We start from the raw sequence: 13,687 nt of genomic DNA, 5'->3' as shown, positions 1-13,687 counted from the left end.
CGCAGTCGATCAGACCGCCGCTAACTGCTCACCACGCGCAATATCCTGCATGAATTTGTCCGCCGGCATCGGATGCCCCAACAGATAGCCCTGCAACGAATCACAGCCCAACTGCGTCAGAAATTCCTGCTGCACACCGGTTTCCACGCCTTCAGCGACAATGCGCAAACCGAGCGCCTGCCCCAACGCGACAATCGCCGAGACAATCGCCGCGTCGTCACTGTCATGTTCCAGATCGCGCACAAAGCCACGGTCAATCTTCAGCTCGTTGGCCGGCAAGCGCTTGAGGTACATCAGGCTGGAATAACCGGTGCCGAAGTCATCGATCGACAGATCGACGCCCATGTCCGACAACTCCTGCAATACCGTCATGCTCGCATCGGCATCGCTCATCGCCGTGGTTTCGGTGATTTCCAGGGTCAGGCTGTTCGCCGGCAAGTGGTGCGTAGCCAACGCCTTGGCCACGCTGCGCACCAGCCCGGTGTGGCAGAACTGCAGGGCTGACAGGTTCACCGCAATGCGCCAATCGGTGTAACCGAGCACGTACCATTCGCGCATCTGCCGGCAGGCTTCATTGAGCACCCATTCACCGATCGGAATGATCAGCCCGGATTTCTCCGCCAGTTCGATGAACTTGTCCGGCATCAGCATGCCGTGAATCGGGTGCTGCCAGCGCAACAGCGCTTCAGCGCCGACCGGTCGGCCATTGGCGGCGTCGAACTTCGGCTGGTAATACAGACTGAACTGGCTGTGCTCCAGCGCCGCGCGCAGGTCCTGCAACAACTGCAACTGCTTGCGCGCGTTGTTGTTCATCGACGCGTCGAAAAAGCTGTAACCGTTTTTGCCGCCGCCCTTGGCGTGGTACATCGCCGCGTCGGCGTTCATCAGCAACTCCTGCGCGTTCTGGCCATTGCCCGGATACAGGGCAATGCCGACGCTGGCGGAAATTTGCAAGTCGTGTTCGGCCACGCGGAAAGATTGCGCGATCAGGCCAACCTGACGTGCCGCCAGCCCCAGTGCGTCATTGGGTTCGGTCAGGCGCACCAGCAACACGAATTCATCGCCACCGATGCGCGCCAGTGTGTCCGGGCCGCGCAAATCTTCACGCAGACGCACCCCCACTTCGCGCAACAACTGGTCGCCCATATGGTGACCGAACGCATCGTTGACCGGTTTGAAGCCGTCCAGATCGATGAACATCAAGGCAAAACAGCCGCCCTGCTCATGAACCTTTTTCATCGCCTGATTGATCCGGTCGTCGAGCAACATGCGGTTCGGCAGGCCAGTCAGGGTGTCGTGCAGGGCCAATTGCGTGAGTTCGCGGTTGGCCACGGTCAGCGAGTGCGCCAGATCAGCGGTGCGCGCTTCGAGGCGTGCGTCGAGAATCGAGGTCAGCAAGGCAATCGACAGCACTGCCAACGTGGTGATCAACACCAGACTGTCGAGGCCGTTGCCCTTCAAGCCATTGACGGTGGCGCCACAGAAACTGCCATCAGGGAATTGCGCGGCGGCCATGCCGGTGTAATGCATGCCGACAATGGCGATGCCCATGATGATTGCTGCGCCGCCACGAATCAGCCGCACGTACGGCGAATGCTGACGCAGGCGAAAGGCGATCCACAGCGCCGCCGCCGACGCGCCGACCGCGATGAGCAGCGAGGCGCCAAACAGCGTCGGATCGTAGTCGATCCCCGGGGTCATGCGCATCGCCGCCATGCCGGTGTAATGCATGGCACTGATCCCGGCCCCCATGATCAGCGCGCCAAACGCCAGTTGCAGAATCGGCAGCTTCGGCTGGCTGACCAGCCACAAGGCAAACCCGCAGGACAAGACCGCGATCAGCAGTGACAGCGCGGTCAGGGTGATGTCGTAGCCGAGATCGATCGGCAGCTTGAAGGCGAGCATGCCAATGAAGTGCATCGACCAGACGCCGATGCCCATGGCAAACGCACCTCCGGCCGTCCAGAAATGAACAGCTCGGCCCTTGGCCGTGGCAATGCGACCGGTGAGATCGAGGGCGGTGTACGAGGCGAGAATCGCCACACACAACGAAATGAAAACCAGGGTGGAGGAATAACTACCGATGAGCATGGGAATTCTCGTGGCCACCCAACGCGGATTGCGTCCATTCTCGGTCGGGCAAATGCGGCGATTGTACTGATTGCACAGAAGAACGCACTGACAAAGTAAGCAATTGGCCATCAAGCCGATGAAACGCTCGTTTGATCGGCCGACGAGGCTCTGGCCCGGGCTTTTCTAAAGTTGGTGCGATCATTGTGGGAGCGAGCCTGCTCGCGAATAGGCTCTCTCATTCAAAGTAATCAGTGACTGCATTGACGCCTTCGCGAGCAGGCTCGCTCCCACATGATTTTCGCCACAGCCTGATTTATTGGGCGTCACTGACATCCAGTTGCCCGTCCCAGCCACCGCCCAGTGCCGCAATCAGTTGCACGCTGGCGATCAAACGGCTTTGCAGAATGTTCAGCACGCTGCGCTCGTTGCTCAGTGCCGTGGCTTGCACCACCACGACGTCGATGTAAGCAATCAACCCGGCCTTGTACTGATTTTCCGTCAGGCGCAGGGAGTCGCGGGCGGCATCGAGGGCTTCCTGGCGCACCGCCGCTTCATCCTCGTAGACCTTGAGCTGCACCAGGTAGTTTTCCACCTCGCGGAAACCGTCGAGCACGGTCTGGCGGTACTTGGCCACGGTCTGGTCGTATACCGCCTCGGTGCGGTCGACTTCTGCCGAACGTATGCCACCGTCGAACAGCGGCAACGCCAGTTTCGGCCCGACCGACCAGAAGCGGTTCGGCAGGCTGATCAGGTTCTGCGAGGTACTGCTGCTGTAGCCGCCGCTCAGACTCAAGCTCAGATCCGGGTAATACGCGGCTTTGGCCACGCCGATGTTGGCGTTGGCGGCGATCACCGAGCGCTCTGCCGAGGCGATGTCCGGGCGCCGTTCCAGCAACTGCGAGGGCAAGCTCAATGGCACCTGCGGCAACTTCGGAATGGTCTGCACTTCAGCAATGTTGAAATCCGCCGGCGCTTGACCGGTCAGCACGGCAATCGCATTTTCGAACTGCGCACGCTGCCAGATCAGGTCAACCAGATCGGCCTGGGTGCTTTTCAGTTGCGTCTGCGCCTGTGCTACCGCATCGCGCCCGGAAACGCCCGCGCGGTATTGGTTCTGGGTCATTTTCAGCGAGCGTTCGTAAGCAGCAACCGTGGCTTCGAGCAGACGTTTTTGCTGATCGATCACGCGCAATTGCAGGTAGTTCTGCACCAGCTCCGACTGCTGACTCAGGCGCATCGCCGCCAGATCGGCAAAACTGGCCTGGGCACTGGCCTCATCGGCTTCCAGTCCACGGCGCAACTTGCCCCACACATCGGCTTCCCAACTGACGCCCAGCTCAGCGTTGTAGGTGTCGCGGATACCGCTGGAGGAACTGCTCAGACTGGAACTGCTGCTGCCGGTGCCCTGGCTGGAGCGGGTTTTACCCAAGCTCAGATCGACACTCGGGTAAAACGCCCCGCGCGCGCTGCGCACCAACGCCTGCGCTTGTCGGTACTGGGCTTCCGACTGCGCGACGGTCTGGTTGGAATTGTTGAGTTTTTCGATCAAGCCGTTGAGCTGCTGATCGCCGTACAACTCCCACCACGCACCCCGGGCCAACGAATCACTCGGGTTGGCCTGAGTCCAGCCTTCGGCCTCCTTGTACTGGGCGATTTCCACGGTTTGCGGGCGCTGGTAGTCCGGGCCGACAGCGCAGGCACTGAGCATCGCCACGCACAGCGACAGGCTCAGCAGACGCGAGCCTCGTACAGTGGCCAGATTGATAAGCGAACGGTCAGTCATAGCGGAGTTTCCAGAGCGGCGTCAGTGCGCACGCCACGCCATTTGTTGAAACGATGGCGCAGCTTGTCGAGATAGAGGTAAACCACAGGGGTGGTGTAAAGCGTCAGCACCTGGCTGAAAATCAATCCGCCGATGATGGTCAAACCCAGCGGCTGGCGCATTTCCGCACCTTCGGCCCGGCTGAGCAGCAACGGCAAGGCGCCGAGAATCGCCGCCAGGGTGGTCATCAGAATCGGCCGCAAGCGTTGCAGACAGGCACTGCGAATCGACTCCAGCGGCGACAGGCCCTGATGCCGTTCCAGTTGCAGCGCGAGGTCGATCATCAGAATGGCGTTTTTCTTCACCACGCCAATCAGCAGAAACAACCCGAGCAACGAAATCAGGCTGAACTCGCCGCCCAGCGCATAGATCGACAGCAACGCACCGACACCGGCCGACGGCAGGGTCGACAGGATCGTCAGCGGATGGATGTAGCTTTCATACAGCACGCCCAACACCAGATACACCGCCAGCAGCGCGCCGAGAATCATGAACGGCTGGCTCTTCTGCGTCGCGGCAAAAGCGTCGGCGGTACCGGCCATTTTCGCGATGACATCTTCCGGCAGACCCAACTTGGCAATCGCCCGCTCGATCGCGGCACTGCCCTGCTCCACCGTCACGCCTTCGGCCATGTCGAAGGAAATGTCTTCCGAGGCGAACTGGCCTTCGTGGCTGACGCGGTCGTCTTCCAGGCTGCTCTCATAATGAGCGATCGTCGACAGCGGCACCCGCGCACCGTCAGCGGTGATCACCTGAACCTGCTTGAGCGTCACCGGGTCCTGGGCGTATTTCGGATTGACCTCCATCACCACCTGATACTGGTTGAGGCTGTCGTAGATCGTCGAAATCTGCCGCTGGCTGTAGGCGTTGTTCAACACTGAGGTAACCATGTCCATGTCGATCCCCAGGCGCTTGGCCTGATCGCGGTCGACGATCAACGTCACTTGCTGGGCACCCTTGCCTTCGCGCGCGTCGATCGCGGTCAGCTCAGGCAACGCCCTTAACGCGGCAACCACTTTTGGATACCACTTGCGTAACTCGCCCAGATCGCCACTTTGCAGGATGTAGCTGTACTGCGAGGTAGTCTGTTCGCGGCCGCCGCCAAACTGCAGATCCTGATCGGCCATCAGCATCAATTGTGCACCGGGGACCTTGGGCATTTCCTTGCGCAGGCGCTCGATGACTTTCTGTGCATTGAGCTGACGTTCCTTGATCGGCTTCAGACGCACCAGCATGAAAGCGTTATTGGTGCCGTTGGAGCCACCGATGAATCCGGCGACACTCTCTACCGCCTCGTCCTTGAGCACGGCACGGCGAAAGATTTCCATTTTCGGCTGCATCACGCTGAACGACAGACCGTCGTCACCGCGCACGAAACCGATCAACTGGCCGGTGTCCTGCTGCGGCATGAAGGTTTTCGGCACCACCACGTACAGCGCGACGTTGACGCCAACGGTGATCAGCAGACTGAGCAAGGTCAGACGACGATGGCGCAACACCCAGTCGAGGCTGGTGGCGTATTTGCCGACCATCCAGTCGTTGGTGCGGCGGCTCCAGCGTTGCAGACGGTTTTCCTGCCCCGGTGTGTGCGGTTTGAGCCAACGGGCGCAGAGCATCGGTGTCAGCGTCAGCGAGACCACCAGCGACACCACAATAGCCGCCGCCAAGGTGATGGAGAACTCGCGAAACAGGCTTTCGACAATCCCGCCCATGAACAGAATCGAGAGAAATACCGCCACCAGCGAGACGTTCATCGACAGCAAGGTGAAACCGACTTCCTTGGCCCCGAGGTACGCGGCCTGCATCGGTTTGACGCCTTCGTCGATGTGCCGGGAAATGTTCTCCAGCACCACAATGGCATCGTCCACCACCAGTCCGGTGGCCAGAATCAACGCCATCAGCGAAAGGTTGTTCAGCGAGAAGCCATAGAGGTACATCACCGCAAAGGTGCCGACCAGCGACACCGGCACCGCCAATGTCGGAATCAGCGAGGCGCGGAAGTTACCGAGGAACAGGAACACCACCAGAATCACCAGCGCCACGGCAATCAGCAGGGTCATCTCGGCTTCATGCAAAGTGGCCTTGATCACCGGCGAGCGGTCCATGGCCAGGTTCAATTTCACGCTGGCGGGCAGGACGGCTTGCAGGGCCGGCAACTGCGCTTTGATCTCGTTGACCGTCTCGATGATGTTGGCGCCGGCCTGGCGGTTGATCACCAGCAGCACGGCCGCGTCATCGTTGAAGAAGCCGCTGTTGTAGCGATCTTCGACGCCGTCGCTGACCTTGGCCACGTCCTTGAGGCGCAGCGCGGCACCGTCAGCGTAGTGGATGATCAGTGATTCGTAATCCTTGGCTTTTTCCAGCTGGTCGTTGGCCTGGATCTGCCATAGACGCTGACCGTCCTCGACCGAACCTTTTGGCCGGCGCACGTTGGCATCGGCGATGGTTTTGCGCACATCGTCGAGCGCCACGCCGTACTGGTTCAGCGCCTGCGGTTCGAGTTCGATGCGCACCGCCGGCAGCGAACTGCCGCCGATCTGCACTTCACCGACGCCCTGCACTTGCGACAGGCTCTGCGACAGAATGGTCGAGGCTAAATCGTAGAGCTGACCTTTCTCCAGTACATCGGAGGTCAGCGACAGCACCATGATCGGTGCCTGCGACGGGTTGACCTTTTTGTAGGTCGGCATGCTGCGCATACCGCTCGGCAACAGGTTGCGCGAGGCGTTGATCGCCGCCTGCACTTCCCGCGCGGCGCCGTTGATGTCGCGATCTAGGTCAAATTGCAGAATGACCCGGGTCGAGCCCTGACTGGAGCGGCTGCTCATGGTGTTGACGCCGGCAATCGCGCCGAATGAGCGCTCCAGCGGCGTGGCCACGGTGGACGCCATGACCTCCGGACTGGCGCCGGGCAGGCTTGCCTGTACGACGATCACCGGGAAATCCATTTGCGGCAGCGGCGCCACCGGCAGCAGACCGAAGCTGACACCGCCGAGCAGCATGATCGCCAGGCTGAGCAGCATCGTTGCTACTGGGCGCTTGATGAAAGGACCGGAGAGGTTCATTGACCACGATCCCCAACGTCACACCAATCCCCTGTAGGAGTGAGCCTGCTCGCGATAGCGGTGTGTCTGTTTACATTGATGTTGCAGGTGCCGGCCTCATCGCGAGCAGGCTCACTCCTACAGGGGTTATGTGTATGGACAGTCATACCGACACCTCCTCAGTGTCAGCATTGGTCTTGCCAAAGCGTCGCCCGAGGCGGTCGAAATACAGGTAGATCACTGGCGTGGTGAACAGCGTCAGCACCTGACTGACCAGCAGACCGCCGACCATCACCAGACCCAGCGGCTGACGCAATTCAGCACCTGATCCCGTGGCGAGCATCAACGGCACCGCGCCGAACAGCGCCGCCAGCGTGGTCATCAGAATCGGCCGGAAGCGCAGCAGCGCCGCCTGATAGATCGCCTGTTCCGGTGCCATGCCTTGGGTGCGTTCAGCATCGAGGGCGAAGTCGATCATCATGATCGCGTTCTTTTTCACGATACCGATCAGCAAAATGATGCCAATGATCGCGATCATGCCCAGGTCATTGCCACTGAGCAGCAATGCCAACAAAGCGCCGACCGCTGCCGACGGCAAAGTCGAAAGAATGGTGATCGGGTGAATGTAGCTCTCGTAAAGCACGCCCAGCACGATGTACATGGTCACCACCGCCGCCAGAATCAGCAGCAAGGTGCTCGACAGCGAAGCCTGGAACGCTTCGGCCGCGCCCTGGAACTGGGTCTGCACGCCGACGGGCATGCCGATGTCTTTCTGTACCTGCTCGATGATGTCGACCGCATGCCCCAGCGCCACACCGGGCGCGAGGTTGAACGACATCATTACCGCCGGGAACTGGCCGATATGGGTGATCGCCAGTTGCGCCTGACGCTCCTCGATATGCGCCAGACTCGACAGGCGTACCTGCGCGTCATCGGTGGTCTTGACGTGAATCTGGTCCAGCGCCTGCGGGCCGATCTTCTCTCCGGCCTGGGCTTGCAGCACCACGCGGTACTGGCTGGCCTGGGTGTAAATAGTCGAGATCTGCCGCTGGCCAAAAGCGTCATAGAGCGCATCGGTGATGTTCGCCACCGAAACGCCAAGGCGTGAGGCGGCATCGCGGTCGATCACCAGATAGACCTGTAAACCCTTGTCCTGCAAATCACTGGCAACGTCGGTCAATTCCGGCCGTTGGGCCAGCGCTTCGACCAGTCGCCCGCTCCACTGGCTGAGCAGTTCGGAATCCGGCGAGGACATGCTGAACTGATACTGGGTCCGGCTGACACGGTCTTCGATGGTCAGGTCCTGCACCGGCTGCATGAACAGGCGGATGCCGACCAGTTTGTCCAATTGCGGTTGCAGGCGCGCAATCACTTCAGTGGCGCTTAGATCGCGATCGCCATGGGGCTTGAGGTTGATCAGCAAGCGCCCGCTGTTGAGCGTGGCGTTATCGCCGTCGACACCGATGTAGGACGACAGGCTCTGCACCGCCGGATCTTCAAGAATGATTTTCGCCAGTTGCTGCTGACGCTCGCCCATCGCCGCGAAGGAAATCGACTGTGGTGCTTCGGAAATGCCCTGAATCACCCCGGTGTCCTGCACCGGGAAGAAGCCCTTCGGCACGACCATATAGAGAAACACGGTCAACCCGAGTGTAGCGATGGCCACCAGCAAGGTCAGTGGCTGGTGCTTGAGTACCCAGCGCAGCATCCGACCGTATTCGGCAATCATCCAGTCGATGACAGCACCGCTGGCACGGTAAAAACGGCCTTGCTCATGTTCTTCCGGCTCACGCTTGAGCAGACGCGCGCACATCATCGGCGTCAGGGTCAGTGAGACTACCAGCGAAATCAGGATCGCCACCGCCAGGGTGATGGCGAATTCGCGGAACAGGCGCCCGACCACATCGGCCATGAACAGCAGCGGGATCAGTACTGCAATCAGCGACAGGGTCAGGGAAATCAGGGTGAAGCCGATCTGTTTGGCACCCTTGAGCGCGGCCTGCATCGGGCTGTCGCCCTCTTCGATGAAGCGCGCGATGTTCTCCAGCATGACGATGGCATCGTCGACCACAAAACCGGTGGCAATGGTCAGCGCCATCAGGGTCAGGTTGTTGACCGAGAAACCGGCGAGGTACATCACGCCGAAGGTGCCGATCAGCGACAGCGGCACCGCCACTGAGGGAATGATCGTCGCACTGGCGCGGCGCAGGAACAGGAATGTCACCATCACCACCAGAGCGATGGCGATCAGCAGTTCGTGTTGCACGTCAGTGACCGAGGCGCGGATGGTTTGAGTGCGATCCGTCAGCACCGTCACTTCGAGGCCGGCCGGCAGGTTGTCGGTGATGCTCGGCAGCAACGCCTTGATGCGGTCGACCACCTCGATGACGTTGGCACCCGGCTGACGCTGGATGTTCAGCAATACCGCCTGATTCTGGTTGGCCCACGCAGCGAGGCGCTCGTTCTCGGCGCCATCGACGATTTCCGCCACGTCCTTGAGCCGCAGCGGCGCGCCGTTCTTGTAGGCGAGGATCAGGTTGGCGTAATCCTTGGGCGAAGTCAGCTGGTCGTTGGCGTCAAGCATCGACACCCGCGTCGGGCCGTCAAAGTTACCTTTCGGCTGGTTGACGTTGGAGGCGCTGATCAAGGTGCGCACGTCCGACAGGTTCAGACTGTTGGCGGCCAACGCTTCCGGGTTGACCTTGATCCGCACGGCCTGACGCTGACCGCCGGCAATGCTGACCATGCCGACGCCGCTGATCTGGGCGATTTTCTGCGCCATGCGCGTATCGACCAGGTCATTGAGTTTGGGCAGCAACATGGTTTTCGAGGTGATCGCCAGGGTCAGTACCGGGGTGTCCGCCGGGTTGACCTTGTTGTACACCGGTGGCGCGGGCAAATCGGTTGGCAGCAGATTGGTCGCGGCGTTGATCGCGGCCTGCACCTGCTGTTCGGCGACGTCCATGTTGATGTCGAGGCTGAAACGCAACGTCAGCACCGACGCACCGCCGGAACTGGTCGAGGCCATTTGCGTGAGGCCCGGCATCTGCCCGAACTGGCGCTCGAGCGGTGCGGTCACGGCACTGGTCATCACATCCGGGCTGGCGCCGGGATACAAGGTCATGACGCGGATAGTCGGGTAGTCGACCTGTGGCAGCGCAGAAACCGGCAGTAAGCGGTACGCGATCAGGCCGGCCAGGACGATGGCCAGCATGCTCAGGGTGGTGGCTACCGGTCGGAGGATGAACAGCCGCGAAATGTTCATGCGCCCTTCTTGGCCTTGTCGGTGACAGCAGCGTCAGTCGGGGTGGCGGCAGATTTGCCTTGCAGGTGTTCGGTCGGCGTGGTCGGCACTTGGTTGCTGTCGTTGACCACTTCCACTTCACTGCCTTCCTTCAGACGGTCGGTGCCTTCCAGCACCACGCGGTCGCCAGCAGTCAGGCCTTCAGTGATCACGGTGTTTTCGCCATCACTGGCGCCAATCTTCAGTTGGCGAATGGTGACTTTCTTGTCGCCGTCCAGCGCATAGACAAAGGTACCGTTGGTGCCAAACTGGATGGCCGCCGACGGTGCCAGGACCACGCCTTTCAGTGTGTCAGCCAGCAAGTGCACGTTGACGAACTGGTTGGGGAACAACGCCTGATCGCGGTTGTCGTAGCGGGCCTTGAACTTCAGAGTGCCGGTGGCGACATCGATCTGGTTGTCGAGGCTTTGCAGCACACCGGTGGCTTGCAGTTTGGTGTCTCCGCGATCCCACGCTTCGGCCGGCAGCTTGGCGCCGCTGCGATAACGCGCGAGTACGGTTTCGAGGCTGTTTTCCGGCAAGGTGAAAGCGACGCTGATCGGTTGCGTCTGGGTGATCACCGCGAGGAACGTGGTGTCGTTGGCGGTGACGAGGTTGCCGACGTCGACCTGACGCAGACCGACGCGACCGGCAATTGGCGCGCGGATTTTGGTGAATTCAAGATTGAGCTTGGCGTCATTGACCGCAGCCTGGTTGGTCTTGACCGTACCCAGATACTGGCCGACCAGTGCTTCGGCGGTGTCCAGCGTCTGTTTGGCGATGCTGTCCTCTTTGTACAGACCGCGATAACGCTCGACGTCGACCTGAGCGTTTTTCAGTTGTGCCTGATTCTGCAGCAACGTGCCTTCAGCCTGCAGCAAGGCATTCTGGTACGGGCGCGGGTCGATTTCGGCCAACAGGTCGCCAGCCTTGACCATCTGCCCTTCTTCGAAATTGATTTTCACCAGTTCGCCGCCCACCCGGCTGCGCACGTTGATGGTGTTGAGCGCGGTCACCGTGCCCAGTGCCTTGTAATACAGCGGGAAGTCGCCGGTGACCGCCGGCGCCACGCGCACCGGAATCGGTCCGGTGCCGCCACCGAAGCCCGGCCGCATCATCCCCGAACGCCCGGTGTGCCCGGCCGCCGCCTTGTCAGCGCCCTCTTTGTGGGCTGAACCGGCGGGCCAGAATTTCCAGCACAGGACGGCGATCACCAACAAGACAAGCAGGCTGATCAGCCAGCGACGGGAGTTACGAGGGGACGATTGCATGGAGTCATTAACCATTGGGCGCGAGGGCTTCTTTTACGGGAGGCTGAACGATAAGCACTGGTGGGGAATTAGCAAAGCAGCTTTACCGGCAATTTACTTACACCTTACGTTTCAAGGTGTGAGGCAAAACACTGATACACAAATGAAAACGGCCTGGACAGGGCCAGGCCGTTAACAATTGTAAAAGCGCTTACTTGAGAACGGACAGCGCCGCTTCGTAGTTAGGCTCTTCGGCGATTTCCTTGACCAGTTCGCTGTGCAGGACGTTGTCGTTTTCGTCCAGAACCACAACGGCGCGAGCGGTCAGGCCTTTCAGCGGGCCGTCAGCAATGGCCACACCGTAGTTCTCGATGAACTCGGCACCGCGCAGGGTCGACAGGTTCTGGACGTTTTCCAGACCTTCGGCGCCGCAGAAACGCGCTTGAGCGAACGGCAGGTCAGCGGAGATGCACAGCACTACGGTGTTGCTGATGTCGTTGGCCTGAGCGTTGAACTTGCGTACCGAAGTCGCGCAGGTCGGGGTGTCGACGCTTGGGAAGATGTTCAGCACTTTGCGCTTGCCGGCGAAGTCTTTCAGGGTGACGTCGGACAGATTGCCGGCAACCAGAGAAAAGGCTGGCGCCTTGGAACCGGCTTGTGGCAACTGGCCGTTGACTTGAACCGGATTGCCTTTAAGGGTGACTTGAGCCATGACTTGAGTCCTTCTGATGTTTTGATTGGAAAGCATGCAAGAGGCCGAAGTTAACCACGAAATTGTCCGACGACCTATGCCCTGACTGAAATTGTTAGGTGCCTGCGCAAAAAATTGTATACAAAACCACCGCCGTTCCTCTGTAGGAGTGAGCCTGCTCGCGATAGCGGTCTTTCATATACGCAAATGTTGACTGACACACCGCTATCGCGAGCAGGCTCACTCCTACAATGGATCTGCGGTGTGAAAAATTCTCCGCACTTTTACCTGAGACCTTGTCGATTCACCGCTGGCTCGTTCGACTAAACAACGAATCCCCACAATCCACGGAGTAACCGCCATGCGCTTCATGATCCTTGTAAAAGCCAGTGCCGATTCCGAAGCCGGCATCATGCCCAGTGAAGAGCTGATCACCGCGATGGGCAACTTCAACGAAGAACTGGTCAAGGCCGGCATCCTGATCGATTGCGATGGCCTGCACCCGAGCAGCAAAGGCGCTCGCGTGCATTTCTCCGGGGACAAACGCACGGTCACCGACGGGCCGTTCATCGAGACCAAAGAACTGGTAGCGGGTTACTGGATCTGGGAAGTGAAATCAAAAGAAGAAGCCATCGAATGGGTCAAGCGCTGCCCTAACCCAATGTCAGGCGATTCTGATATTGAAATCCGCCAGATATTCTCCGCCGAAGACTTCGGCGCCGAATTCACCCCCGAAGCGCGGGAGCAGGAAGAGCGGATCCGCGAACAAGCCAAGAAAAACAGCTAAACCGGCACTCGACAGCTACAGAATCGATCACTCGGGCGTAGAGCGGATCTTGATCATTCCCACGCTCTGGGTGGGAATGCCTCAAGGGACGCTCCGCGTTCCAGTTCGCGAATTTGACGCAGAGCGTCATGGGCTGCATTCCTTTGCTGCGCGTGGGAACGATCATTCAAGAGAGATCAGCTCTTGAGTTCGACGTGATCCAAGGCTTGATTCACCGCCAGTTCTCCCAACATGACAACCTGTGCGATCCCCAGTGCAGTCTTGCGCTGCGAGGTTTCCAGCGAGGCGGCGAAGTTGATCAGCATCTCGCTGGCCGAGCCGAGGGTTTCGCTGGCGTTGGCGAGCAGGGATTCGGTGTTGTACCTGGGATTGGCGAGGTACATGGGTTCCGGCTCGTTGACGCTGGACATGATGCCTGCGGCGGGATTGAGGTAGTAGTCGAGGGCGCGGTCGGCGGCTTCGTGGAGTTTTTTACTGTCGACTGAGGCGTAGGGGGATGTGCTGTCGGCGTCTGATTCTGGGGGATTGGGTGTTGGTTTTTTCATGGTGTAACTCCACTGGAAAGTTGGAGCTGCCCCATTCGGTTTCCGGACGAAGAGGTGGCAGCTGTACGCAGGTTGGAAACCCGGGCAGCGGCGACCCGGTCGACCCGAAGGTCTCCCGCGCACAGCCGCCATAACGGAGTGCACACATTCGAAGTGCGCAAGGATACGTTATGAAAAGCGTGTACGCGCCAC

8 protein-coding genes are annotated in these 13,687 nt (G+C 60.0%); 1 reads left to right on the top strand and 7 read right to left on the bottom strand.

The features are described from left to right. Nucleotides 1-9 precede the first annotated feature (9 nt). The 6 genes from KBP52_RS02345 to tpx form a co-directional block, all read right to left on the bottom strand. Nucleotides 10-2,091: an EAL domain-containing protein gene (locus KBP52_RS02345; RefSeq protein ID WP_077572696.1), complete on the bottom strand. Its 2,082-nt coding sequence runs from the start codon at nucleotides 2,089-2,091 to the stop codon at nucleotides 10-12. Nucleotides 2,092-2,386: 295 nt separating this feature from the next. Continuing rightward, on the bottom strand, nucleotides 2,387-3,856 hold the full coding sequence (locus KBP52_RS02340; protein WP_212621943.1) for an efflux transporter outer membrane subunit: 1,470 nt from the start codon (nucleotides 3,854-3,856) through the stop codon (nucleotides 2,387-2,389). Continuing rightward, nucleotides 3,853-6,960 (bottom strand): efflux RND transporter permease subunit, encoded by a 3,108-nt coding sequence (locus KBP52_RS02335; protein ID WP_116032998.1) that lies wholly within the window; start codon nucleotides 6,958-6,960, stop codon nucleotides 3,853-3,855. Before KBP52_RS02335 ends, KBP52_RS02340 begins: the two co-directional genes overlap by 4 nt. A 142-nt stretch (nucleotides 6,961-7,102) precedes the next feature. Further along, nucleotides 7,103-10,204: an MdtB/MuxB family multidrug efflux RND transporter permease subunit gene (locus KBP52_RS02330; RefSeq protein WP_212621942.1), complete on the bottom strand. Its 3,102-nt coding sequence runs from the start codon at nucleotides 10,202-10,204 to the stop codon at nucleotides 7,103-7,105. Continuing rightward, complete coding sequence (locus tag KBP52_RS02325) at nucleotides 10,201-11,508, bottom strand: MdtA/MuxA family multidrug efflux RND transporter periplasmic adaptor subunit (protein ID WP_123593354.1); 1,308 nt, start codon at nucleotides 11,506-11,508, stop codon at nucleotides 10,201-10,203. Before KBP52_RS02325 ends, KBP52_RS02330 begins: the two co-directional genes overlap by 4 nt. Before the next feature lie 175 nt (nucleotides 11,509-11,683). Beyond that, complete coding sequence (tpx, locus tag KBP52_RS02320) at nucleotides 11,684-12,184, bottom strand: thiol peroxidase (RefSeq protein ID WP_007955056.1); 501 nt, start codon at nucleotides 12,182-12,184, stop codon at nucleotides 11,684-11,686. 340 nt (nucleotides 12,185-12,524) lie between these two features. Here tpx and KBP52_RS02315 point away from each other — a divergent pair, with 340 nt between their 5' ends. Continuing rightward, nucleotides 12,525-12,950 (top strand): YciI family protein, encoded by a 426-nt coding sequence (locus KBP52_RS02315; protein WP_123593355.1) that lies wholly within the window; start codon nucleotides 12,525-12,527, stop codon nucleotides 12,948-12,950. 176 nt (nucleotides 12,951-13,126) lie between these two features. Here KBP52_RS02315 and KBP52_RS02310 read toward each other — a convergent pair whose 3' ends face one another. Continuing rightward, nucleotides 13,127-13,495: a DUF6124 family protein gene (locus tag KBP52_RS02310; RefSeq protein ID WP_212621941.1), complete on the bottom strand. Its 369-nt coding sequence runs from the start codon at nucleotides 13,493-13,495 to the stop codon at nucleotides 13,127-13,129. Between the last annotated feature and the right edge of the window lie 192 nt (nucleotides 13,496-13,687).

It is taken from the genome of Pseudomonas sp. SCA2728.1_7 (genome assembly GCF_018138145.1).
In the GTDB taxonomy this organism is placed as follows: Bacteria; Pseudomonadota; Gammaproteobacteria; order Pseudomonadales; family Pseudomonadaceae; genus Aquipseudomonas; species Aquipseudomonas koreensis_A.
The sequence above is the reverse complement of the archived record's forward strand: the minus strand, read 5'-3'. Positions and strand labels throughout refer to the sequence as shown.

Bases quoted from the DNA above. Each gene is read 5' to 3' on its own strand.
- KBP52_RS02345 (WP_077572696.1), bottom strand. From the start codon at position 2,091: ATGCTCATCGGTAGTTATTCCTCCACCCTGGTTTTCATTTCGTTGTGT.
- KBP52_RS02340 (WP_212621943.1), bottom strand. From the start codon at position 3,856: ATGACTGACCGTTCGCTTATCAATCTGGCCACTGTACGAGGCTCGCGT.
- KBP52_RS02335 (WP_116032998.1), bottom strand. From the start codon at position 6,960: ATGAACCTCTCCGGTCCTTTCATCAAGCGCCCAGTAGCAACGATGCTG.
- KBP52_RS02330 (WP_212621942.1), bottom strand. From the start codon at position 10,204: ATGAACATTTCGCGGCTGTTCATCCTCCGACCGGTAGCCACCACCCTG.
- KBP52_RS02325 (WP_123593354.1), bottom strand. From the start codon at position 11,508: ATGGTTAATGACTCCATGCAATCGTCCCCTCGTAACTCCCGTCGCTGG.
- tpx (WP_007955056.1), bottom strand. From the start codon at position 12,184: ATGGCTCAAGTCACCCTTAAAGGCAATCCGGTTCAAGTCAACGGCCAG.
- KBP52_RS02315 (WP_123593355.1), top strand. From the start codon at position 12,525: ATGCGCTTCATGATCCTTGTAAAAGCCAGTGCCGATTCCGAAGCCGGC.
- KBP52_RS02310 (WP_212621941.1), bottom strand. From the start codon at position 13,495: ATGAAAAAACCAACACCCAATCCCCCAGAATCAGACGCCGACAGCACA.